We start from the raw sequence: 21,601 nt of genomic DNA on the forward strand, positions 1-21,601 counted from the left end.
TGCGGTTTTTTCGAGGGGTCAGGGTATGAGTAGTCAGGCGACGAATGCAAAAGGTTCTGAAGATCCGATCCTGCAATGGGTGACCTTCAAGCTGGACAACGAAACCTACGGCATCAACGTGATGCGCGTTCAGGAAGTCCTGCGCTACACCGAGATCGCGCCGGTTCCGGGTGCGCCAAGTTACGTGCTGGGCATCATCAACCTGCGCGGTAACGTGGTCACCGTGATCGACACCCGTCAGCGCTTCGGCCTGAACAGCGGCGAGATCAGCGACAACACCCGTATCGTCATCATCGAAGCCGACAAGCAAGTGGTCGGGATCATGGTCGACAGCGTGGCGGAAGTGGTTTACTTGCGTCAGTCGGAAATCGAGACCGCGCCGAACGTCGGTAACGAAGAGTCGGCCAAGTTCATCCAGGGCGTGTGCAACAAGAACAACGAGTTGCTGATCCTGGTCGAGCTGGACAAGATGATGAGCGAAGAAGAATGGTCGGAACTGGAGAGCATCTGATTGATTCTCGAGGTAGCGGTCATTGTCCTGTTCCTCTTCTGGGCAGGCACGCTGGCAATGTTTCTGGCGTACATCAAGGCGCAAAAGGTCATCGCTGCGCAACAGGCTCAGGGCGATGCGCTGCGTGATCAGCGCATCAAGGACCTGGCCAAGCGCGTAGACGACTACCAGAACGGCAACGTGCGCATGGGCGAAGCCCTGCACGAGCTGCGCTCGGTGGTCGGCCCTCTGCCGGACAAGATTGTCGCGCTGGAACAGCGCGACCCGTCGAGCCTGTCGTTCGCCCAGGCGGCGAAACTGGTGGGGATGGGCGCGAGCGTCGATGAGCTGACTCAGTCCTGTGGCTTGACCCAGGCTGAGGCGGAGTTGATGCGCAAGTTGCACAGAAGCTGATTTTTGCTCTAAAGCGGAAATCGCCATTCGCGAGCAAGCCCGCTCCCACATTCGACCGCGATCCTATTGAAGGAATGCGATCAAATGTGGGAGCGGGCTTGCTCGCGAAGGGGCCTTCGAAACCTCAGTAATCATCCCCGCGTTCGGTAACGTCCTTCTCGACCATCGGCGCATCCGGGTCCTGTCCCTCGGGGAATTTCCCCTTCAGGTTCCACGCAAACGCGATGATCTCGGCGATCGTGCGGTACAGCTCCTCGGGGATGCTGTCGCCCAGTTCCATGCGCGCCAACAGCCGCACCAGCTCGGCGTTTTCATAGATCGGCACTTCACAGTCACGGGCAATGCGCAGGATTTCTTCGGCCAGTTCCTCGTCGCCCTTGGCGGTGAGGGTCGGGGCGTGGTTGCCGTCGTATTTAAGGGCGATGGCCTGGCGTGGAGCAGTGGAATCGTTCATGCGGTTTCGTCGACCCAGCGGTGTTCGAGGCGGGTGTGGTTGCCTTGCGGCGGGGTGCCGAGGTGGCAGTCGAGATCGCCGACGTTCAGGCCGCGATCGAGCAGGCGCTGGCGCAGCGCGAACAGATTGGTTTCGATCAGGTCGGCGGTGTACGGGCGTTCGGCCCAGAGCTGGCTCGACAGGCTGCCGGCAATCAACTGCGCCTGAATCTGCATCGGTCCCAGCGGCTCCATGTCAAAGGCCAGATCGACGCGCCACAGCTGTTGTTTGGGCTCGCGCTCGTCACGGCGTTCGTTGGGTTGCGGTTCTCTTTCCGGCGCTTCTTCACGTTGGAACTTGACCTGCAGCGGCACGATGTCCTGCAAGTTGCGCATGGGGATTTCCAGCTGCCAGGTACTGAGCAGGCGACCATCGTCGGTGAGCCCGGTCTGTTCCAGGCTCGACAGTTGATGGCTTTGCAGGCGCGACACGGCTGCCGCGGCGAGGCGCAGCAGATGTTCCAGATCGCCTTCGCCTTCGAGGCTTTGCAGCAGGCGGTCGGGCAGCGGGAAACTGCTCGGCAGCGGTTTGGCGCTGACCTGACCGAGGGTGCCGAGGGCGTTGCGCACGAAGCTCGGCAGCGCTTGCGCCAGGGTGTTGGCGGCGATGATCGCGTTGAAACTGGCATTGCCCGGCGCACCCGGTGACAGCTGTGCGATCAACTTGAGCAGATCGGCTTTCATGTCCGGGGCCAGTGCGGGATTCTGTCCGGTGAGCAGTTTGGCTTCGAGAAAGGCGCCGCTGCCGGCCAGGGCCAGGGCGACGCCTTTGGCGGTGCTCATCTGCTGCACGTCGGGCAGGTTGGCGAGCAGGCGTACGACGGCAGCGCGCAGGTCCTGCGAGGTCTGATCGTCGTCGCTCGGCAGGTTTTGCAGAGCATTGAGCAAACCGTCCAGCGAACCTTGGCGAGTCTGCTGGCCGAGCAGTTGCTGGCTCACCGCCAATTGCTCCTGACGGCTGCTCAGTGGCACGAACTTGAGGGTTTGCGAATCTTCGACCAGTGCCGAGAGCAGGGTGCCGATGCGCAACGGCGTCGGGCTGTCGATATCCAGCGTGGCACCGCTCTGCGCGGTGTTGAGCAGGCTCACCAGCGAGCGGTACACCGTCGGCTGCCCCGGCACTTGCGGCAACGTCTGTGAGGTCAGCACCTTGCCTTGCAGCAGCGTGCCGACCGGCAACTGCGCCGTATCAATGCGGGTGAGGGCGGCGACGCTGCTGGCAATCGCCTGTTGCACGGTGATCGCCAGATTGCCCGCCGACGGCTGGGTGACGGCAAGGTTGGTGCCGGTCGGCAGCGGCAGGGTGCTGGTCGCTTGCACGGTGGTCTGCCGGCCGCCGTCGACGGTCAACTTCAGCAGCAGTTGAAAGGTCTGATCCGCCTGCTTGAGTGACAACACCTCGGCCTGCGCGCTTTGCCCGGCGCCGATCAAGCCTTCGACCGGGGTCAGCAGCTTGAGCAACTCACCGCTCATCGCCAGCGGACGCGTGTTCGCCGGGGTGGTAGGCGGGAGCGGGAGGATGTTCATTTCACCTGTCATACGCGGACACAACCTGAGGAAATTGCACGCTTGGGAGTAAGGCACGCCATGTATAATGCCGCGCGTCTTGCGCTTCGTTCAGAAAACATAGCAATTGTTTGATCCAGCTCTCTGATTCGCACCGTCATTGCATTTATCCTGCATCTCTTTAACGGCCGCGCCAGAGCCGACTTGAACCGTATAAGGCCCGTGATCCCTTGACCAGTCCTGTCCTGCAAACCGTTGCCCTTGCCTGTGAGCGAGACCTGCGGCTGCTCTTCGAAAATCTCGAATTGCGACTGGCCAGTGGCGATATGGTGCAGATCAGCGGCCCCAACGGCAGCGGCAAGACCAGTCTGCTGCGCCTGTTGTCCGGGTTGATGCAGCCGACCAGCGGTCAGGTGCTGCTCAACGGCCAGCCCTTGGCCGCCCAGCCGAGCGAACTGGCGCGCAACCTGTTGTGGATCGGCCACGCCGCCGGGATCAAGGACCTGCTGACCCCCGAAGAGAACCTGTCCTGGCTCTGCGCCCTGCATCGGCCGGCCGGCCGCGAGGCGATCTGGCAGGCATTGGCTGCCGTAGGATTGCGTGGTTTCGAAGATGTTCCCTGCCACACCCTGTCTGCCGGTCAGCAACGCCGCGTGGCCCTAGCGCGGCTGTATCTGGACAGCCCGCCGCTGTGGATTCTCGACGAGCCATTCACCGCGCTCGACAAACAGGGTGTGGCGCAACTTGAAGAACACCTGGCCGGGCACTGTGAACGCGGCGGTCTGGTGGTGTTGACCACGCACCACACACTGAGCCGGATGCCGGCCGGTTATCGTGATATCGATCTGGGGAACTGGGCAGTATGAGTGTGTTCGGCCTGCTGGTTGCCCGTGAGTCCCGTCTGCTGTTTCGTCGCCCGGCGGAACTGGCCAATCCGCTGATTTTCTTCGCCATTGTCATCGCTTTGTTCCCGCTGGCCGTCGGCCCGGAAACTCAAGTCTTGCAAAACCTGTCCCCGGGGTTAGTCTGGGTGGCCGCGCTGTTGTCGGTCCTGCTCTCGCTGGACGGACTGTTTCGCAGTGATTTCGAAGATGGCTCCCTAGAACAGTGGGTCCTTTCGCCGCATCCGCTGCCCCTATTGGTGCTGGCCAAGGTGCTGGCACACTGGTTGTTTTCGGGACTGGCACTGGTTCTGCTCTCGCCGTTGCTGGCGTTGATGCTCGGTTTGCCGGTCGCCTGCCTGCCGGTGTTGCTGTTGTCGTTGCTGCTGGGTACACCGGTGTTGAGCTTGCTCGGCGCGGTGGGCGCGGCGCTGACGGTCGGTTTGAAACGCGGCGGCCTGTTGCTGGCGTTGCTGATTCTGCCGTTGTACATCCCGGTGTTGATCCTGGGCAGTGGCGCCTTGCAGGCCGCCTTGCAAAGCATGCCGGCGACCGGGTATCTGCTGTGGCTGGGTAGCCTGACCGCCCTGGCGATCACCCTGACACCTTTTGCAATAGCTGCTGGCCTGAAGATCAGCGTCGGCGAATAATGAGGTCTGGTTAAAATTTAACCAGCAAAGACCCTGAGACCGCTCACACCGATGAGCGGCACCCGTGATGGAAACAGTATGAACTGGACCTGGTTTCACAAGCTCGGCTCGCCCAAGTGGTTCTACGGCATCAGCAGCCGGTTTCTGCCGTGGCTGAGCATTGCCGCGTTGCTGTTGATCAGCGTTGGCGTCGTCTGGGGCCTGGCCTTCGCGCCGCCGGATTATCAGCAGGGCAACAGCTTCCGCATCATCTACATCCACGTGCCTGCGGCGATGCTCGCGCAGTCGATCTACGTGATGCTGGCGGTGTGCGGCGTGGTCGGGCTGGTGTGGAAGATGAAATTGGCTGACGTCGCGCTGCAATGCGCCGCGCCGATCGGCGCATGGATGACTGCGGTGGCGCTGGTCACCGGGGCGATCTGGGGCAAGCCGACCTGGGGTTCGTGGTGGGTCTGGGATGCGCGGCTGACGTCGATGCTGATTCTGCTGTTCCTGTATTTCGGGGTGATTGCCCTGGGCAATGCCATCAGCAACCGTGACAGCGCCGCCAAGGCCTGCGCGGTACTCGCGATCGTCGGGGTGATCAACATTCCGATCATCAAATACTCGGTGGAGTGGTGGAACACCCTGCACCAGGGCGCGACCTTCACCCTCACCGAAAAACCGGCGATGCCGGCCGAAATGTGGCTGCCGCTGCTGCTGACGGTGCTGGGGTTCTACTGCTTCTTCGGTGCGGTGCTGTTGCTGCGCATGCGCCTTGAAGTGCTCAAGCGCGAAGCTCGCGCCAGTTGGGTGAAAGAAGAAGTGCAGAACAGTCTGGAGGCTGCGCGATGAGTTTCGCTTCATTCGGCGACTTCCTCGCCATGGGCCATCACGGCCTGTACGTCTGGTCGGCCTACGGCATCTGTCTGGCGGTGCTGATCCTCAACGTGGTCGCACCGATTGCGGCCCGCAAGCGCTATCTGCAACAAGAGGCGCGTCGTCTGCGCCGGGAGAACGGCAAGTGAATCCGCTGCGCAAAAAACGTCTGATCATCATTCTGGCGATTCTGGTCGGGGTCGGCGCTGCCGTCGGCCTGGCTCTAAGCGCCCTGCAGGAAAACATCAACCTGTTTTACACGCCAACCCAGATCGCCAACGGCGAAGCCCCGCACGACACGCGCATCCGCGCCGGCGGTATGGTCGAAAAGGGTTCGCTGCAACGCTCGCCGGACTCGCTGGATGTCAAGTTCATCGTGACCGACTTCAACAAATCCGTGACCATCACCTACCGCGGCATCCTCCCGGATCTGTTCCGCGAAGGGCAGGGCATCGTCGCCCTGGGCAAACTCAACGCGGACGGCGTAGTGGTGGCCGATGAAGTGCTGGCCAAGCACGACGAGAAGTACATGCCGCCGGAAGTGACCAAAGCGTTGAAAGACAGTGGTCAATCGGCACCGACCCAAGCGAAGGAGGGTTGATCGATGACTTCTGCACTGTTTATTCCTGAACTCGGTCATCTGGCGATGATTCTGGCGCTGTGTTTTGCGCTGGTGCAGGCCGTGGTGCCGTTGCTCGGTGCCTGGCGTGGCGACCGTCTGTGGATGAGCCTGGCCCAGCCGGCAGCGTGGGGCCAGTTCGCGTTCCTGGTGTTTGCCTTTGGCGCGCTGACTTACGCGTTCATGACCGACGATTTCTCGGTTGCCTACGTGGCGATGAACTCCAACAGCGCCTTGCCGTGGTACTACAAGTTCAGCGCGGTATGGGGCGCCCACGAAGGTTCGCTGTTGCTGTGGGCGTTGATCCTCGGTGGCTGGACCTTCGCCGTGTCGGTGTTCTCCCGTCAATTGCCGCAAGTCATGCTCGCCCGGGTGCTGGCGGTGATGGGCATGATCAGCACCGGTTTCCTGTTGTTTCTGATCCTCACCTCCAACCCGTTCTCGCGGATCCTGCCGCAGATTCCGGCGGATGGTCGTGACCTCAATCCGCTGCTGCAAGACATCGGCCTGATTGTGCATCCGCCGATGCTCTATATGGGGTACGTCGGCTTCTCGGTGGCGTTCGCCTTCGCCATCGCTGCACTGCTGGGTGGTCGTCTCGACGCCGCGTGGGCACGCTGGTCGCGGCCGTGGACGATCGTCGCCTGGGCCTTCCTCGGCATCGGCATCACCCTCGGTTCGTGGTGGGCTTACTACGAACTCGGCTGGGGCGGCTGGTGGTTCTGGGACCCGGTGGAAAACGCCTCGTTCATGCCATGGCTGGTCGGCACCGCGTTGATTCACTCGCTGGCGGTCACGGAAAAACGTGGCGTGTTCAAGAGCTGGACGGTGTTGCTGGCGATTGCCGCGTTCTCGCTGAGCCTGCTTGGCACGTTCCTCGTGCGTTCCGGCGTGCTGACTTCGGTGCACGCGTTTGCCTCCGATCCTGAACGCGGTGTGTTCATCCTGATCTTCCTGCTGTTCGTGGTCGGCGGTTCGCTGACGCTGTTTGCGTTGCGCGCTCCGGTGGTCAAGAGCCAGGTCGGCTTCAATCTGTGGTCGCGGGAAACCCTGCTGCTGGGCAACAACCTGGTGCTGGTGGTGGCGGCGTCGATGATTCTGCTCGGCACACTCTATCCGCTGATTCTCGATGCCTTGAGCGGCGCCAAACTGTCGGTTGGCCCGCCGTACTTCAACGCGCTGTTCATCCCGCTGATGGCGTTGCTGATGCTGGTGATGGCGGTCGGCGTGATCGTGCGCTGGAAGGACACCCCGGTGAAGTGGCTGGCGAACATGCTGACCCCGGTGCTGCTCGGCAGCGTCGCATTGGCGGTGGTGGCCGGTATCGCTTACGGCGATTTCAACTGGGCGGTGATCGCGACGTTCCTGCTCGCCGCGTGGGTGTTGCTCGCCGGTGTGCGCGACATCTTCGACAAGACTCGCCACAAGGGCCTGATCAAAGGCCTGCCAACCCTGACCCGCAGCTACTGGGGCATGCAGATCGCTCACCTCGGCATCGCCGTATGCGCCCTCGGTGTGGTGCTGTCGAGTCAGAACAGTGCCGAACGCGACCTGCGTCTGGCGCCGGGCGAGTCGATGGATCTGGCCGGTTATCACTTCATCTTCGAAGGCGCCAAGCACTTCGAAGGGCCGAACTTCACCTCCGACAAGGGCACCATTCGGGTGATCCGCGACGGCAAGGAAGTCAGCGTGCTGCACCCGGAAAAACGCCTGTACACCGTGCAGAGTTCGATGATGACCGAGGCCGGGATCGACGCCGGTTTCACTCGCGATCTCTACGTTGCACTGGGCGAGCCGCTGGAAAACGGCGCGTGGGCGGTGCGGGTTCACGTCAAACCGTTCGTGCGCTGGATCTGGTTCGGCGGTCTGCTGACCGGTCTGGGCGGATTGCTGGCGGCGCTGGATCGGCGTTATCGAGTCAAGGTCAAAGCCAAGGTGCGTGAAGCCCTCGGCCTGCAAGGAGCGGCTGCATGAGACGTTGGTTGATGCTGGTACCCCTGGCGATTTTCCTGCTGGTGGCGGTGTTTCTGTATCGCGGTCTGTACCTCGATCCGGCGGAGCTGCCGTCGGCGATGATCAACAAGCCCTTCCCGGAGTTCACTCTGCCGAACGTGCAGGGCGACAAGACCCTGACCAAGGCTGACATTCTCGGCAAACCGGCGCTGGTCAACGTCTGGGGCACCTGGTGCATTTCCTGCCGGGTCGAGCACCCGGTGCTGAACAAACTGGCCGAGCGCGGTGTGGTGATCTACGGCATCAACTACAAGGACACCAACGCCGATGCCTTGAAGTGGCTGGCCGAATTCCACAACCCGTACTCGCTGGATATCCGTGACGACGAAGGTTCGCTGGGCCTCAACCTCGGCGTGTACGGCGCGCCGGAAACCTTCTTCATCGACGCCAAGGGCATCATTCGCGACAAATACGTCGGGGTGATCGACGAGCAGGTCTGGCGCGAAAAACTCGCAGCCAAATATCAGGCGCTGGTCGATGAGGCCAAGCCATGAAGCGTTTTCTGGCTGCCGTTTTGTTGGGCCTGAGTCTGGCCGGTGTGGCGCATGCCGCGATCGACACCTACGAGTTCGCCAAGGAAGGCGATCGCGAGCGTTTCCGTGAACTGACCAAGGAACTGCGCTGCCCCAAGTGCCAGAACCAGGACATCGCCGACTCCAACGCGCCGATTGCCGCCGACCTGCGCAAAGAGATTTTTCGCATGCTCGGCGAGGGCAAGGACAATCAGCAGATCATCGACTTCATGGTCGATCGCTACGGTGATTTCGTCCGTTACAAACCGGCGCTCAATGCCAAGACTGCACTGCTGTGGTTCGGCCCGGCCGGCCTGTTGTTCGGCGGTCTGGTGGTGATCGCAGTGATCGTTCGCCGGCGTCGCGCGCAGCGCACCGAGACCCCGCCATCGCTGTCCACCGAAGAGCGTCAGCGCCTCGACCAACTGTTGGATAAAAACCAAGAATGATTGATTTCTGGCTTGCCGCAGGGCTGTTGCTTCTGGTCGCCCTGAGTTTTCTGCTGATTCCGGTTTTGCGTGGCCGTCGCGCCCAGCGTGAAGAGGATCGAACTGCCCTGAACGTGGCGCTGTATCAGGAGCGCGTGGCCGAGCTGCAAGCGCAGCAGGCTGAAGGCGTACTCGATGCGGCGCAAATGGACAGCGGTCGCGCGGAAGCGGCGCGTGAGCTGCTCGCCGATACCGAAGGCGTTGCCGCACCGCGTGTGTCGAAACTGGGCAAGCCGTTGCCGCTGCTGGCGGCGGTGTTGGTGCCGTTATTGGGGCTGGGGCTGTATCTGCATTTCGGTGCTGCCGACAAAGTCGAACTGACCCGCGAATTTGCCCAGGCACCGCAGTCGATGGAAGAGATGACCCGACGGCTGGAGCGTGCTGTTGCGGCGCAGCCGGATTCGGCGGAAGGCCTGTACTTCCTCGGGCGCACCTACATGGCCCAGGAACGTCCGGCGGATGCGGCGAAGATGTTCGAGCGCGCCGCCAACCTGGCCGGTCGCCAGCCGGAACTGCTCGGCCAGTGGGCGCAGGCGCAATACTTTGCTGACGGCAAGAAGTGGTCGGACAAGATCCAGGCTTTAACCGACGAAGCGCTGAAAGCCGATCCGAAAGAAGTCACCAGCCTCGGTCTGCTCGGCATCGCCGCGTTCGAGGGTGAGCGTTATCAGCAGGCAATCGACTACTGGAGCCGCCTGCTGGCGCAACTGCCGGCGGACGACAACTCCCGTGCTGCGCTGCAAGGCGGGATCGAGCGCGCCACCGAGCGCCTGCAAGCCAGCGGCGGTAAAGTCGCCGCCACGCCGGCTGCCAAGGTTGCCGCACTGCTCAAGGTGCGCGTCGATCTGGCCAGCGAACTCAAAGGCAAGGTGCAACCGGGCGACAGCGTGTTCATCTTCGCCCGTGCCGTTTCCGGCCCACCGGCACCGCTGGCGGCCAAGCGTCTGACCGTGGCGGATCTGCCGGTGACCGTCGAACTGGGCGATGCCGATGCGATGATGCCGCAGTTGAAACTGTCGAACTTTCCTGAAGTCCAACTGGTTGCGCGCATTTCCCGAGCCGGTCAACCGACCGCCGGGGAGTGGGTGGGTCGCAGCGGCCCGCTGGCCAGCAGCACCACCGCGCCGCAAACACTGACCATCGACAGCCCGGACCAATAACCACCGGCACCCACAGGAAAGCACCGCCATGCACAGTCTCGCCCGAATCGCAGTCATCACAATGGCCCTGGGCATGAGCGCCTGTGCGGTGCACCGACCGGAACCGACCACCAGTCTGCCGCCGATCCCGCCGTCGCAACCAAGCCCGACCCCGTCGACCGCGCCGACCCCGGGCAAAAGCATCCCGGCCAAACCGTCCAAGCCAGTCCCACGCACCTCAGCCAGCTTCGCCCCGCCACCGGGCGGCAACAGCCACTGGGATCAGCAACTCGGGGTCTATGTCCTCGACGATCAGCCCAACACCTTCTACCGCCAGCGCACCTACTTCCGCTGGAACAACGGCTGGAGCCGCTCGATCAGCCCCAACGGCCCATGGGAAGACACCGATATCCACGGCGTGCCGCCGGGGTTGGGCAAACAGTTCGGGCAGTGATGAAAAAACGGCGATCTCTGGATCGCCGTTTTTTATATGTTGTCCGGCAGTATGGATGACCCTGTAGGAGCTGGCGAAGTCTGCGATCTTTTGATTTCGCTGTTTTTCACAATTCGCTGGTCAACAACCCCTGCATATAATCCACAAACGCCCGCGCCTTCGCACTGACCATCCGCCCCGTGGGAAACACTGCCCACAGGTCCTGATCCGGCAATCCCCAATCGCTCATCACCGCCCTGACCGCACCGCTTGCCAGCTCCGGGGCGAACATCCATTGCGAGGCGATGGCCAGGCCCTGATCGGCCAGCACGGCTGCGCGCAAACCCTCGGCGGCGCTGACACGCAGGCGGCCGGTCAGGGTTTGCGTCTGCTGTTCGCGGCCTTGGGTGAAGGTCCAGGTGGCACCGCCGCTGAGGTTGTAGACGATGCCTTGGTGCTGATTCAAATCGGCAGGGCAGCTCGGCTCGCCGTGGCGGGCGAAGTAGGCCGGGGTGCCGAGCACCACGCGGCGGCAGTCGGCGATCTTGCGCGCGGTGAGGCTGGAGTCGCTGAGCGGGCCCATGCGCAGGGCGACGTCGATGCCTTCTTCGACCAGATTGATGTTGCGGTCATCGAGCATCAGGTCGATGTTCAGCTGTGGATGCTGATCGAGAAACGGCCCCAGTTGCGGCACGACGTGCAGGCGACCGAAAGTCACCGCCGCGCTGATGCGCAGGTTGCCGCGCAAACCGCCGGCGCTGCCACGGGCGGCGTTATCGGCTTCGTTGGCTTCGTCGATGGCGCGTCTGGCCCGTTCGAAAAACGCGAGTCCGGCTTCGGTCGGCGTCAGGCCGCGGGTCGAGCGCAGCAACAGGCTGACCGCCAGGCGTTTTTCCAGTTGAGCGATGGTTTTCGACACGGCGGGCTGGCCGATATTCAACCGTCGGGCGGCGGCGGAAAACGAGCCGGTTTCGACCACGTAGACGAAGGTTTCCATGGCGGCGAGGCGGTCCATCAGTCTTCCTGCAAATCTGAAAATTGTCGTAGTCCCCTTGTGGGAGCGGGCTTGCTCGCGAAAGCGGTCTGACATTCAGCACAGGTATTGGCTGATCCGACGCCTTCGCGAGCAAGCCCGCTCCCACAGGGAATAGGGTGCTGAGTGTAATCCGCGTCCATTCAATCACATGCTGTAAAACAACCGAACGTCGTTCTGCAGATTTATGTGCTTGAGTAAAGATAACTCTAGAGTTACTTTTATTCGGCCGGAGCAAGGAGGCGCCAGGTGCAAAGCAGTCTATTGATCAAGGAGCTGGAGGAGGCAGGCTGGACGCTGGATCGAGTCACCGGCAGTCATCACATCTTCACTCACCGTTACAACCCTTACACCATTCCCGTTCCCCACCCGAAAAAGGATTTACCGTTGGGGACGGTCAAAAGCATCAGGAGGCGTGCCGGGTTGCACCACCCGCCAGCCAGCAACAAGGGAGATCCATAATGCAATATCCGATCTGCATCGAATGGGGTGACGACAACACCGCCATCGGTATTCAGATACCTGACATTCCCGGCGCCGTCACGGCTGGGGATACCTTCGAGGACGCCTACAACGCAGCCGTTGAAATTGCTCACATCATGCTGCAGGAGATAGCGGCGGACGGGGAATCGATTCCCATGCCGACGTCGGCAGCGGCCCATCGCAATAATCCGGAGTTTGCCGATATGGGCTGGGGGATGCTCGAGCTGGATATCTCGCCGTACATGGGCAAGACCGAGAAGGTCAACGTGACGTTGCCAGGTTATGTGATCCAGCGCATCGATCGTTATGTGCGTGAACACAATGTCAAAAGCCGCTCTTCGTTTCTGGCGGATGCGGCGATGGAGAAACTGGTTCGCTATTAAGCGTCATCGCTCCCTCAGGCCCATTGAGCAACCTGTGGGAGCGAGCCTGGATGCCTACGCCGTTGCCAAAGAACCACGCTGCGACGCACTCAGAAACCGTACCAGCGCCAGCAGCGGGAACGCGCTACCGACAATCACGATCCACAACCAGCCACCGTGCTCATACACCGCACTGGCCACCGACGAGCCGAAAGCGCCGCCGATGAAGATGCTGGTCATGTACAAAGCGTTCAGGCGACCGCGGCTTTTGGCATCGAGTGAGTACACCGCGCGCTGGCCGAGGACCATGTTCATCTGTACGCAGAAATCCAGCACCACGCCGGTCACGGCCAGGCCGATCACGCTGTAGGCCGGGTGGATGAAGGCGGGCAGGAAGCTCAGGCTGGCGAACAGCATGGCCAGCAGCGAAGCGATGCGGGTGTGGCCGGCGTCAGCCAGGCGTCCACTGATCGGCGCGGCGATGGCACCGATGGCGCCGACCAGGGCGAAGATCGCGATTTCGCTTTGCGACAGGCCATGGTTGCGCGCCAGTTCCAGCGGCACCGCGGTCCAGAACAGACTGAAGGTGGCGAACATGCAGCCTTGATAAAACGCGCGCTGACGCAGCACCGGTTGCTGGCGCAGCAGGGTCCAAAGCGAGCCGATCAACTGGCCATACGTGGCGCTGTGATCCGGTTGGCGCTTGGGCACGGTCAGTGCCAGCACCACGCTGATCGCTGCCATCAACGCCGCAGCAATCATGAACATCGCGCGCCAGCCGAAATGGTCGGCGACCACGCTCGACACCGGTCGCGCCAGCAGGATGCCCAGCAACAAGCCGCCCATGATCCCGCCGACCACCCGGCCACGGGATTCCTCTGGCGCCAGGTGCGCAGCCAGCGGAATCAGGATCTGCACCGACACCGAACTGAAGCCCACCAGCAACGAGATCAGCAGGAACACGTTGGGCTGACTGGTGAACGCCGCGCCGAGCAGGCTGGCAATCGCCACCACCGTGGTGATGATCATCAACCGACGGTTTTCCAGCAGGTCGCCCAGCGGCACCAGGAAGAACAGGCCCAGCGCATAACCGATCTGCGTCAGCGAGACGATGAAGCTGGCCATGGTGTCGGAGAGGCCGATGTCTGGCGCGATCAGGCCGATGATTGGCTGTGCGTAGTAGATGTTGGCGACGATGGCGCCGCAGCAGAAGGCGAACAGCAGCACCATGCCTCGGGTCATTGCGTGAGTTGTGGCGTTCATAAGGTTTCTCGATCCAGCGAAAGGGAATGCGGTGAGGCTAAGGGACGTACCGAAGCGGCGGTAGAAGCCTTCGATCGATATCAGTTATTCCGTTGCGGAATGATTGGCTTCCAACAGGGTGTCGTCCATCGGCGAACCTTGCGTCCGGCCGGGGAGGGTCGATGATACATTCACTTACATGTTCTTCGATAGCGTGCTTATGTTTGCTTCTGCGCTATTACTGTTCATCAACGGAGGATTGCCATGTTGCGTCAGCTGCTGCGTCACACGACTACGATTGCCTTGCTTGGCCTGCTCAGTGCCACTGCGGTGCAGGCCGCCGATGCCCCGGGTATGCGTCTCGGCGTGCGCGGCGAGATCACCGGGGTCGGCGCCGACTCGCTGAAAGTCCACGTCAACAGCGGCGAGAACGTGGTGATCCGGTTGAACCCGGACACCAGGATTCGCGCCGTCACCCTGGCCAATATCGAGGACATCAAACCCGGCAGCTACATCGGCTCGGCCGCCATGCCCCAGGAGGACGGAACCCTGAAAGCGCTCGAAGTGCATGTGTTCCCGCCGGAACTGGCCGGCAGCGGCGACGGCCATCGGCCATTCGACCTGGCCAAGGGCAGCAGCATGACCAATGGCAGCGTCGGTGATCTGGTGGTCAGCAATGGCCGTGTGCTGACGGTCAATTACAAGGGCGGGCAGCAGAAGATCCTGGTGCCGGAGGACGTGCCGATCGTCAATCTGACGCCGGGGGATCGCAGCTTGCTCAAGGTCGGGGTAAAGATTGTCAGCTTCGTGACCCAGGACGCAGACGGCACGTTGACGGCGCAATCGATTTCCGCCGGCAAGGATGGCGTCACGCCGCCGATGTAACTGGCTGACAAACAATCCCCTGTGGGAGCGGGCTTGCTCGCGAAAGCGGTGTGTCAGTCAAAAACATGTATCTGACACACCGCCTTCGCGAGCAAGCCCGCTCCCACATGGGGGGACTGTGTGATTTCCAATGCCCACAAAAAAGGCGACCTGTCGAGGTCGCCTTTTTCGTTATCGCTTAAGCCTTACTGGCCGGAATAAATCTGATCAAAGATTCCGCCATCATTGAAGTGGGTCTTTTGCACCGAACGCCAGTCACCGAAGGTTTTCTCCACCGACAGGAAGTCGACTTTCGGGAAGCGGTCGGTGTACTTCGCCAGCACTGCCGGGTCACGTGGACGCAGGTAGTTGGCCGCAGCGATTTCCTGACCTTCCGGCGACCACAGGTACTTCAGGTATTCATCGGCAGCGGCGCGGGTGCCTTTCTTGTCGACCACTTTGTCGACCACCGACACGGGTGGCTCGGCTTCGGCGGAGACACTTGGGTAGATCACTTCGAACTGGTCGCGGCCAAACTCGCGGGCGATCATTTCGGCTTCGTTCTCGAAGGTCACCAGCACGTCGCCGATCTGGTTGGTCATGAACGTGGTGGTCGCGGCGCGGCCACCGGTGTCCAGCACCGGCGCTTGTTTGAACAGTTTGCCGACGAACTCCTTGGCCTTGTTCTCGTCACCGCCGTTTTTCAGCACATAGCCCCAGGCCGAGAGGTAGGTGTAGCGGCCGTTGCCCGAGGTTTTCGGGTTCGGCACGATCACCTGCACGCCGTCCTTGAGCAGGTCCGGCCAGTCTTTCAGGGCTTTCGGGTTGCCTTTGCGGACGATGAACACGGTGGCCGAGGTGAACGGCGCGCTGTTGTTCGGCAGGCGGGTCACCCAGTTTTCCGGAACCAGTTTGCCGTTGTCGGCGAGGGCGTTGATGTCGGTCGCCATGTTCATGGTGATGACGTCAGCCGGCAGGCCGTCGATCACCGAACGCGCCTGCTTGCTCGAACCGCCGAAGGACATCTGCACGGTGATGTTTTCGTTGTGTTCAGCCTGCCAGTGTTTCTGGAACGCAGTGTTGTAGTCCTTGTAGAAATCGCGCATCACGTCGTAGGAAACGTTCAGCAGAGTCGGAGCCGCCTGAGCGATGTTGCCCAGGGCCAGGCCAGCGGCGAGAAGTGAGGCGCCAAAGAGTTTTTTCACTGCGCATTCCTTGTTGTGTCGGTGATGACGGTAGGGGGTGATACCGTTTTGCCAGCGACTATAGCCGGGGCGGCATAGTCGCTTAAAGATTAAAAAGCTCTGTGCTTATTCCATTTTCTTGAACAGGGCATTGCCACAACGCGAGCAGAACGAAGCTTCGTGTTCATGGCTGCTTTTCGAGCAGACCGGGCAGTCGTGTTGCTGCTGACCCCCGCGCATGGCGGTAGCCAGTTCGGCGGTGAAAATCCCGGTCGGCACGGCGATGATCGAGTAACCGGTGATCATTACCAGCGACGAAATGATCTGGCCCAACACCGTTCTGGGCACGATGTCGCCGTAACCCACGGTGGTCAGCGTCACGATAGCCCAATAAATGCCTTTGGGAATGCTGGTGAAGCCGTGTTCCGGACCTTCGACCACGTACATCAAGGTGCCGAACACCGTGACCAGCGTGCAGACGCTGAGCAGGAACACGAGGATTTTCTGCTTGCTGCCGCGCAGGGCGTCGAGCAGGTAGTGGGCCTGTTTCAGGTACGGGCCGAGCTTGAGCACCCGGAAGATCCGCAGCATACGGATGATCCGGATGATCAGCAGGTACTGCGCGTCGCTGTAATACAGCGCGAGGATTCCGGGCACGATCGCCAGCAAGTCCACCAGCCCGTAAAAACTGAACGCGTAGCGCAGTGGTTTGGGCGAGCAATACAGACGCAGGATGTATTCGCTGAGGAAGATGACGGTGAAGCCCCATTCGATGTACGCCAGCACGTTGGCGTAGTTCTGGTGGACTTCATCGATGCTGTCGAGGATCACCACCACCAGGCTTGCCAGAATGATCAGCAGCAGGGTGCTGTCGAAACGGCGCCCGGCCACGGTGTCGGTCTGGAAAATGATCACGTACAGGCGATTGCGCCACGTGTCGTTGTTGTTCATGCAAGTCGCCCTGGCCATAAAATCAGCGCAGCCTAGGTTGATTCTCCCCATGAGCGCAAGACGGGCTTTCGACAGCGCTGTTGCCGAGCATCTGCGCGCCAGCGCGGATCAGCCAGCCGGCGAGGATGAACGGCGCGGTCAGCGTCGCCAGGCCAAGGGCGGCAAACAACGGGGTGACCAGCAGCGCAAGGACGATGCCCAGCAGCGGCAGCCACGGTTGCTGGCGCTGCGTACTGAAGGCGAGGGCGGCGAGTACCGCGTTGTAGCTGCCCAGTCCGAGTAGCGCGGTGCTGCTTTCGTGGTGCAGCAGACTCGACGCCAGGCCGATGGCCGACGCGAACAATGCCCAGCAAAAGGCGCGGCGATCAGCGATCAACAGGCCAATGGCGATCAATGCGCCGGCCAGTGGATGATCAAGGAACATAACCTGACCCAGTCCACGCCACTCAGCGGCGAGCAAATTCAGCGTGTTCATCTCGATGTGCGCTGTCGGCGCGGACGGCTCGGCGAACAGCAACAGGATCCAGCTGATTGCCACGAACGGCGAGGTATAAGCCGGTATCGATCGACTGCGGTACACGTGTTTGAGCCATTGCTGTGTGACCATCGCACTCAGGCCGCCGGCCGCCAGGATCAGCGGCGGCAACATTGGCGACCAAGGGAAATACAGGCTCAGCAACAAGCCGAGCAGCACGCCGTTGTAACTGAACAATCCGGCCTGACGATCAGCCTTGGCATAGTTACGCCGTTGTGCGGTGAGCAATCCAGCGACCGCACCGAGCAGCGCGCCGGCAAACAGCACCGGCGCAGTGAGCAGGATCGCCAGCAGGCACAACAGGCCGCAGAGCGGATGGCGCTGGAGGAATATTTGACTGAAACCGTTGAGCAAAGCCTCGGCCCAGTCGGGGCAGTGGGTGTTGAAATGATTGGCAGGCATGTTGAAAAAATCTGGGCAGTGGGACAATCAAAGGGTCTTGCCAATAACTGTGGCGAGGGAGCTTGCTCCCGCTGGGTCGCGAAGCGGCCCCAACATGGGTTAATGCGGTTCTTCTGTGAAAACCGTCATGCCCTAAAAGCGACGACTGCTGCGCAGCCGAAGCGGGAGCAAGCTCCCTCGCCACAGGTTTTGTGTCGCTAGTCAGATCAATGTTTCGATCCGCAGTGAGTTGGTCGATCCCGGCTGCCCGAACGGCACCCCGGCAGTGATCAGCAACGTATCGCCACGCTCGGCCATTCCTTGAGCCTGGGCGATTTCCAGCGCGGTCGAACACACTTCATCGACCTGACGCAGACGATCGTTGACCACCGAGTGAATACCCCACGCCACGCTCAAGCGTCGTGCCGTCTGCAGGTTCGGCGTCAGGTTGAGGATCGGCGCTTTTGGCCGCTCCCGCGCCGCCCGCAGGCTTGAGCTGCCCGACTCGCTGTAGTTGACCAGCACCGCCACCGGCAGCACGTTGCTGATGCGGCGGATCGCGCAACTGATGGCATCGGACACCGTTGCTTCGGCTTTCGGTCGGCTGACGTCGAGTTGAGTCTGATAGTCCGGACCGTTCTCCACCTGACGGATGATTTTGCTCATCATCTGCACCGCTTCCAGCGGGTATTCACCGGACGCGGTTTCGGCCGAGAGCATCACCGCATCCGCGCCTTCAGCCACAGCGTTGGCCACGTCAGTGACTTCAGCACGGGTCGGTGCCGGGGAGAAGCGCATCGATTCGAGCATCTGCGTCGCCACCACCACCGGTTTGCCGAGCTCGCGGCAGGTAGTGATGATGTTTTTCTGGATCTGCGGCACGCTTTCGGCGGGTACTTCGACGCCGAGGTCACCGCGAGCCACCATGATCGCGTCGCTCAGTTCGGCGATTTCACGCAGTTGTTCAACTGCAGACGGCTTCTCGATTTTCGCCATCAGGAACGCCTTGTCGCCGATCAGTTCGCGGGCCTCGAGAATGTCTTGCGGACGTTGCACGAACGACAGCGCCACCCAGTCCACACCCAGCTCCAGACCGAAGCTCAGGTCGCGGCGATCCTTGGCGGTCAGTGGGCTGAGGTCGAGCACCGCTTGCGGTACGTTGACGCCTTTGCGGTCCGACAGCTCGCCGCCATTGAGCACGGTGGTGTCGATCGCGTCGGAGTATTTGCTGACCACGCGCAGGCGCAGTTTGCCGTCATCCAGCAGCAGATCCATCCCGGCTTCGAGCGCGGCGATGATCTCCGGGTGCGGCAGATTCACTCGGCGTTCATCGCCCGGCGTAGCGTCCAGATCGAGGCGGAACGCCTGACCACGATGCAACTGCACCTTGCCGTCGGCAAACTTGCCGACGCGCAGTTTCGGCCCCTGCAAATCCATCAGGATCCCCAGCGGATAGTTGAGCTGGCGCTCGACTTCGCGGATCCACTGATAGCGCTGGGCGTGGTCGGCGTGATCGCCGTGGCTGAAGTTCAGGCGGAAGATGTTGACCCCAGCCTCGACCAGCTCACGGATGTCGTCGATGCCGTCGACGGCAGGCCCGAGGGTGGCGAGGATTTTGACCTTTTTATCAGGCGTCATGATTTAGAGTTCTCAAGGATCAGAATGGCGCGGAAGTCGTTGACGTTGGTGCGGGTCGGCTCGGTGACGATCAGCGCGTCGAGCGCCTCGAAGTAGCCGTAACCGTTGTTGTTATCCAGCTCGTCGCTGGCGCTCAAACCGAGGGCCGCGGCGCGGGCGTAGCTGTCCGGGGTCATGATCGCGCCGGCATTGTCTTCCGAGCCGTCGATGCCGTCGGTGTCACCGGCCAGCGCATAAACGCCGGGCTGACCCTTGAGGCTGTCGGTCAGGCTCAGGAGAAATTCGGCGTTGCGTCCGCCACGGCCATTGCCGCGCACGGTGACCGTGGTTTCACCACCGGAAAGAATCACGCACGGCGCCGCCAACGGCTGACCATGGTTGATGATCTGCCGAGCGATGCCGGCGTGGACCTTCGCCACTTCACGTGACTCACCTTCCAGGTCGCCAAGGATCAGTGTGCTGAAACCGGCCTGACGGCATTTCACCGCCGCGGCATCCAGCGATTGCTGCGGGCGGGCGATCAACTGGAAGTGACTGCGGGCCAGGCTCGGGTCACCGGGTTTGACCGTTTCCGATTCCGGGCTTTGCAGCCAGTTGCGCACCGACGCCGGGACTTCAATGTTGTAGCGCTTGAGGATCGCCAGCGCTTCGGCAGAAGTGCTCGGGTCGGCCACGGTCGGGCCGGAAGCGATGACCGTGGCGAGGTCGCCCGGCACATCGGAAATTGCGTAGGTATACACAGTGGCAGGCCAGCAGGCCTTGCCGAGGCGGCCACCCTTGATCGCCGAGAGGTGCTTGCGCACGCAGTTCATCTCGCCGATGGTCGCGCCGGATTTGAGCAGGGCTTTGTTGATCGACTGCTTGTCGGCCAGGGTAATGCCTTCGGCCGGCAGGGCGAGCAGGGCAGAGCCGCCACCGGAGAGCAGGAAGATCACGCGGTCGTCTTCGCTCAGGTTGCTGACCAGTTCCAGCACACGCTTGGCCACGGCCAGGCCGGCGGCGTCCGGCACCGGGTGCGCGGCTTCGACCACTTCGATTTTTTCGCACGGAGCGCCGTGACCGTAACGGGTCACCACCAGACCGGATACTTCACCCTGCCAGCAGCGCTCGACCACCTGCGCCATGGCAGCTGCGGCTTTGCCGGCACCGATGACGATCACCCGACCGCTGCGATCAGCAGGTAGATGGGCTTCGAGGACTTGGTTCGGATGGGCCGCGTCGATGGCTGTGGCAAACAGCTCGCGCAGCAGTTGTTGCGGATCGACCGACATGGCGGGCTCCCGGAATTCTTGTTATTCGAAAGGGCGGTAGAGATCCCTGTGGGAGCGAGCTTGCTCGCGAAAGCGATGGATCAGGCAATATCCATGTCGACTGATACGCCCTCTTCGCGAGCAAGCTCGCTCCCACAGGTTCAAGCGGTGGGGCAGTGGCTTTATTTTTTGTCGCGAATCGAGAAGTTGGCCATGTGTTCCAGACCCTTGATCAGCGCCGAGTGGTCCCAGTTGCTGCCACCGATGGCCGCGCAGGTGCTGAACACTTGCTGGGCGTTGGCGGTGTTCGGCAGGTTGATGTTCAGCTCCTTGGCGCCTTGCAGGGCCAGGTTCAGGTCCTTCTGGTGCAGGCTGATGCGGAAGCCCGGATCGAAGGTGCCCTTGATCATGCGCTCGCCGTGCACTTCGAGGATCTTCGACGAAGCGAAACCGCCCATCAGCGCTTCACGCACCTTGGCCGGATCAGCACCGTTTTTCGAGGCGAACAGCAGGGCTTCAGCCACGGCCTGAATGTTCAGCGCGACGATGATCTGGTTCGCCACTTTGGCGGTCTGACCGTCGCCGTTGCCACCGACCAGAGTGATGTTCTTGCCCATGGCCTGGAACAGCGGCAGTGCGCGTTCGAAGGCATCGGCGTCGCCACCGACCATGATGCTCAGGGTCGCAGCCTTGGCGCCGACTTCACCACCGGATACCGGGGCGTCGAGGTATTGCGCGCCTTTCTCGTTGATCTTCTTGGCGAAGGCCTTGGTGGCGGTCGGCGAGATCGAGCTCATGTCGATCACGACTTTGCCTTTGCCGATGCCGGCAGCAACGCCGTCGGCGCGGAACAGCACGTCGTCGACCTGCGGGGTGTCCGGGACCATGACGATGATGAATTCAGCTTCCTGCGCCACTTCGCGCGGATTGGCCAGAGCGACGGCGCCAGCGGCGACCAGATCGGCCGGAGCGGCGTCGTGGTGCGCCGACAGGAACAGGCTGTGACCGGCTTTCTGCAGGTTCGAAGCCATTGGGTGGCCCATGATGCCGGTGCCGATAAATCCGATTTTAGCCATGAGAAAATCCTCTTGTTTTTGTCTTGCTCAAGCGAAATAGGGAGTGTTGCCTTGGGTGGGAGCGGGGGGGGGGGGGGGGGGGGGGGGGGGGCGGGTCTATAATTTGG

At 61.7% G+C, this 21,601-nt stretch carries 25 protein-coding genes; 15 read left to right on the plus strand and 10 right to left on the minus strand.

The window, feature by feature from the left end; genetic code table 11:
- The first annotated feature begins 25 nt into the window (after positions 1-25).
- Both NTD85_RS17785 and NTD85_RS17790 read left to right on the plus strand, forming a co-directional pair.
- Entirely contained in the window at positions 26-511 is a 486-nt protein-coding gene (locus tag NTD85_RS17785) for a chemotaxis protein CheW (protein WP_003222936.1), read from the plus strand.
- On the plus strand, positions 512-904 hold the full coding sequence (locus NTD85_RS17790) for a DUF2802 domain-containing protein (protein WP_003222938.1): 393 nt from the start codon (positions 512-514) through the stop codon (positions 902-904).
- Between the two features lie 124 nt (positions 905-1,028).
- Here the strand turns inward: NTD85_RS17790 and NTD85_RS17795 are convergent, their stop codons facing one another.
- Both NTD85_RS17795 and NTD85_RS17800 read right to left on the minus strand, forming a co-directional pair.
- Positions 1,029-1,358: an EscU/YscU/HrcU family type III secretion system export apparatus switch protein gene (locus NTD85_RS17795; protein ID WP_003222939.1), complete on the minus strand. Its 330-nt coding sequence runs from the start codon at positions 1,356-1,358 to the stop codon at positions 1,029-1,031.
- The gene (locus NTD85_RS17800) at positions 1,355-2,935 is read right to left on the minus strand and encodes a flagellar hook-length control protein FliK (RefSeq protein WP_262142812.1); all 1,581 of its coding nucleotides are present in this window, start codon (positions 2,933-2,935) and stop codon (positions 1,355-1,357) included. Before NTD85_RS17800 ends, NTD85_RS17795 begins: the two co-directional genes overlap by 4 nt.
- Positions 2,936-3,132: 197 nt before the next feature.
- On the opposite strand from NTD85_RS17800, the gene ccmA reads away from it, so the two are divergent.
- The 10 genes from ccmA (at position 3,133) to NTD85_RS17850 (ending at position 10,516) form a co-directional block, all read left to right on the plus strand.
- Positions 3,133-3,768, plus strand: coding sequence for a cytochrome c biogenesis heme-transporting ATPase CcmA (gene ccmA, locus NTD85_RS17805; protein WP_262142813.1), 636 nt, complete (start codon positions 3,133-3,135; stop codon positions 3,766-3,768).
- A complete protein-coding gene (gene ccmB, locus NTD85_RS17810) occupies positions 3,765-4,433 on the plus strand; it encodes a heme exporter protein CcmB (RefSeq protein WP_262142814.1) in 669 nt (222 codons plus the stop codon). The genes ccmA and ccmB overlap by 4 nt, the downstream gene beginning before the upstream one ends.
- Positions 4,434-4,511: 78 nt before the next feature.
- Positions 4,512-5,267, plus strand: coding sequence for a heme ABC transporter permease (locus NTD85_RS17815; RefSeq protein WP_003222943.1), 756 nt, complete (start codon positions 4,512-4,514; stop codon positions 5,265-5,267).
- Positions 5,264-5,440: a heme exporter protein CcmD gene (ccmD, locus tag NTD85_RS17820; protein ID WP_003222944.1), complete on the plus strand. Its 177-nt coding sequence runs from the start codon at positions 5,264-5,266 to the stop codon at positions 5,438-5,440. The genes NTD85_RS17815 and ccmD overlap by 4 nt, the downstream gene beginning before the upstream one ends.
- On the plus strand, positions 5,437-5,892 hold the full coding sequence (gene ccmE / locus NTD85_RS17825) for a cytochrome c maturation protein CcmE (RefSeq protein ID WP_003222945.1): 456 nt from the start codon (positions 5,437-5,439) through the stop codon (positions 5,890-5,892). Before ccmD ends, ccmE begins: the two co-directional genes overlap by 4 nt.
- Before the next feature lie 3 nt (positions 5,893-5,895).
- Entirely contained in the window at positions 5,896-7,884 is a 1,989-nt protein-coding gene (locus NTD85_RS17830) for a heme lyase CcmF/NrfE family subunit (protein ID WP_003222946.1), read from the plus strand.
- Positions 7,881-8,417, plus strand: a complete 537-nt coding sequence (locus NTD85_RS17835) for a DsbE family thiol:disulfide interchange protein (protein WP_210559214.1) — start codon at positions 7,881-7,883, stop codon at positions 8,415-8,417. Before NTD85_RS17830 ends, NTD85_RS17835 begins: the two co-directional genes overlap by 4 nt.
- Positions 8,414-8,884 carry a cytochrome c-type biogenesis protein gene (locus NTD85_RS17840; RefSeq protein WP_262142815.1) on the plus strand — a complete coding sequence of 157 codons (471 nt, stop codon included), beginning with the start codon at positions 8,414-8,416 and terminating at the stop codon, positions 8,882-8,884. Before NTD85_RS17835 ends, NTD85_RS17840 begins: the two co-directional genes overlap by 4 nt.
- Positions 8,881-10,083: a c-type cytochrome biogenesis protein CcmI gene (gene ccmI, locus NTD85_RS17845; protein WP_262142816.1), complete on the plus strand. Its 1,203-nt coding sequence runs from the start codon at positions 8,881-8,883 to the stop codon at positions 10,081-10,083. Before NTD85_RS17840 ends, ccmI begins: the two co-directional genes overlap by 4 nt.
- A 28-nt stretch (positions 10,084-10,111) precedes the next feature.
- The gene (locus NTD85_RS17850) at positions 10,112-10,516 is read left to right on the plus strand and encodes a hypothetical protein (RefSeq protein WP_262142817.1); all 405 of its coding nucleotides are present in this window, start codon (positions 10,112-10,114) and stop codon (positions 10,514-10,516) included.
- A 106-nt stretch (positions 10,517-10,622) separates the two neighbouring features.
- Here the strand turns inward: NTD85_RS17850 and NTD85_RS17855 are convergent, their stop codons facing one another.
- Positions 10,623-11,510 (minus strand): LysR family transcriptional regulator, encoded by an 888-nt coding sequence (locus NTD85_RS17855; RefSeq protein WP_262142818.1) that lies wholly within the window; start codon positions 11,508-11,510, stop codon positions 10,623-10,625.
- A gap of 267 nt (positions 11,511-11,777) precedes the next feature.
- Here NTD85_RS17855 and NTD85_RS17860 point away from each other — a divergent pair, with 267 nt between their 5' ends.
- Together NTD85_RS17860 and NTD85_RS17865 are read left to right on the plus strand one after the other, a co-directional pair.
- On the plus strand, positions 11,778-11,990 hold the full coding sequence (locus tag NTD85_RS17860) for a type II toxin-antitoxin system HicA family toxin (RefSeq protein WP_262142819.1): 213 nt from the start codon (positions 11,778-11,780) through the stop codon (positions 11,988-11,990).
- Positions 11,990-12,394: a type II toxin-antitoxin system HicB family antitoxin gene (locus NTD85_RS17865; RefSeq protein ID WP_003222952.1), complete on the plus strand. Its 405-nt coding sequence runs from the start codon at positions 11,990-11,992 to the stop codon at positions 12,392-12,394. The genes NTD85_RS17860 and NTD85_RS17865 overlap by 1 nt, the downstream gene beginning before the upstream one ends.
- Before the next feature lie 54 nt (positions 12,395-12,448).
- On the opposite strand, the gene NTD85_RS17870 is transcribed toward NTD85_RS17865, so the two are convergent.
- Positions 12,449-13,636 (minus strand): MFS transporter, encoded by a 1,188-nt coding sequence (locus NTD85_RS17870; RefSeq protein ID WP_047292599.1) that lies wholly within the window; start codon positions 13,634-13,636, stop codon positions 12,449-12,451.
- Positions 13,637-13,879: 243 nt separating this feature from the next.
- On the opposite strand from NTD85_RS17870, the gene NTD85_RS17875 reads away from it, so the two are divergent.
- A complete protein-coding gene (locus tag NTD85_RS17875) occupies positions 13,880-14,500 on the plus strand; it encodes a DUF5666 domain-containing protein (RefSeq protein WP_262142820.1) in 621 nt (206 codons plus the stop codon).
- 185 nt (positions 14,501-14,685) lie between these two features.
- On the opposite strand, the gene NTD85_RS17880 is transcribed toward NTD85_RS17875, so the two are convergent.
- From NTD85_RS17880 to NTD85_RS17905, 6 genes are all read right to left on the minus strand, one after another.
- Positions 14,686-15,684, minus strand: a complete 999-nt coding sequence (locus NTD85_RS17880; RefSeq protein ID WP_003222955.1) for a sulfate ABC transporter substrate-binding protein — start codon at positions 15,682-15,684, stop codon at positions 14,686-14,688.
- Between the two features lie 105 nt (positions 15,685-15,789).
- On the minus strand, positions 15,790-16,614 hold the full coding sequence (locus NTD85_RS17885; RefSeq protein WP_003222956.1) for an ion transporter: 825 nt from the start codon (positions 16,612-16,614) through the stop codon (positions 15,790-15,792).
- Between the two features lie 22 nt (positions 16,615-16,636).
- Entirely contained in the window at positions 16,637-17,551 is a 915-nt protein-coding gene (locus NTD85_RS17890) for an urea transporter (protein WP_262142821.1), read from the minus strand.
- Positions 17,552-17,752: 201 nt separating this feature from the next.
- Positions 17,753-19,168 carry a pyruvate kinase gene (gene pyk, locus NTD85_RS17895; protein ID WP_003222958.1) on the minus strand — a complete coding sequence of 472 codons (1,416 nt, stop codon included), beginning with the start codon at positions 19,166-19,168 and terminating at the stop codon, positions 17,753-17,755.
- Positions 19,165-20,439 carry a glycerate kinase gene (locus NTD85_RS17900; RefSeq protein WP_201138374.1) on the minus strand — a complete coding sequence of 425 codons (1,275 nt, stop codon included), beginning with the start codon at positions 20,437-20,439 and terminating at the stop codon, positions 19,165-19,167. Before NTD85_RS17900 ends, pyk begins: the two co-directional genes overlap by 4 nt.
- A gap of 161 nt (positions 20,440-20,600) precedes the next feature.
- A complete protein-coding gene (locus NTD85_RS17905; protein ID WP_003222962.1) occupies positions 20,601-21,494 on the minus strand; it encodes a 2-hydroxy-3-oxopropionate reductase in 894 nt (297 codons plus the stop codon).
- Positions 21,495-21,601: the final 107 nt, after the last annotated feature.

It is taken from the genome of Pseudomonas sp. 13B_3.2_Bac1 (assembly GCF_025466205.1).
Classification (GTDB): Bacteria; Pseudomonadota; Gammaproteobacteria; order Pseudomonadales; family Pseudomonadaceae; genus Aquipseudomonas; species Aquipseudomonas fluorescens_H.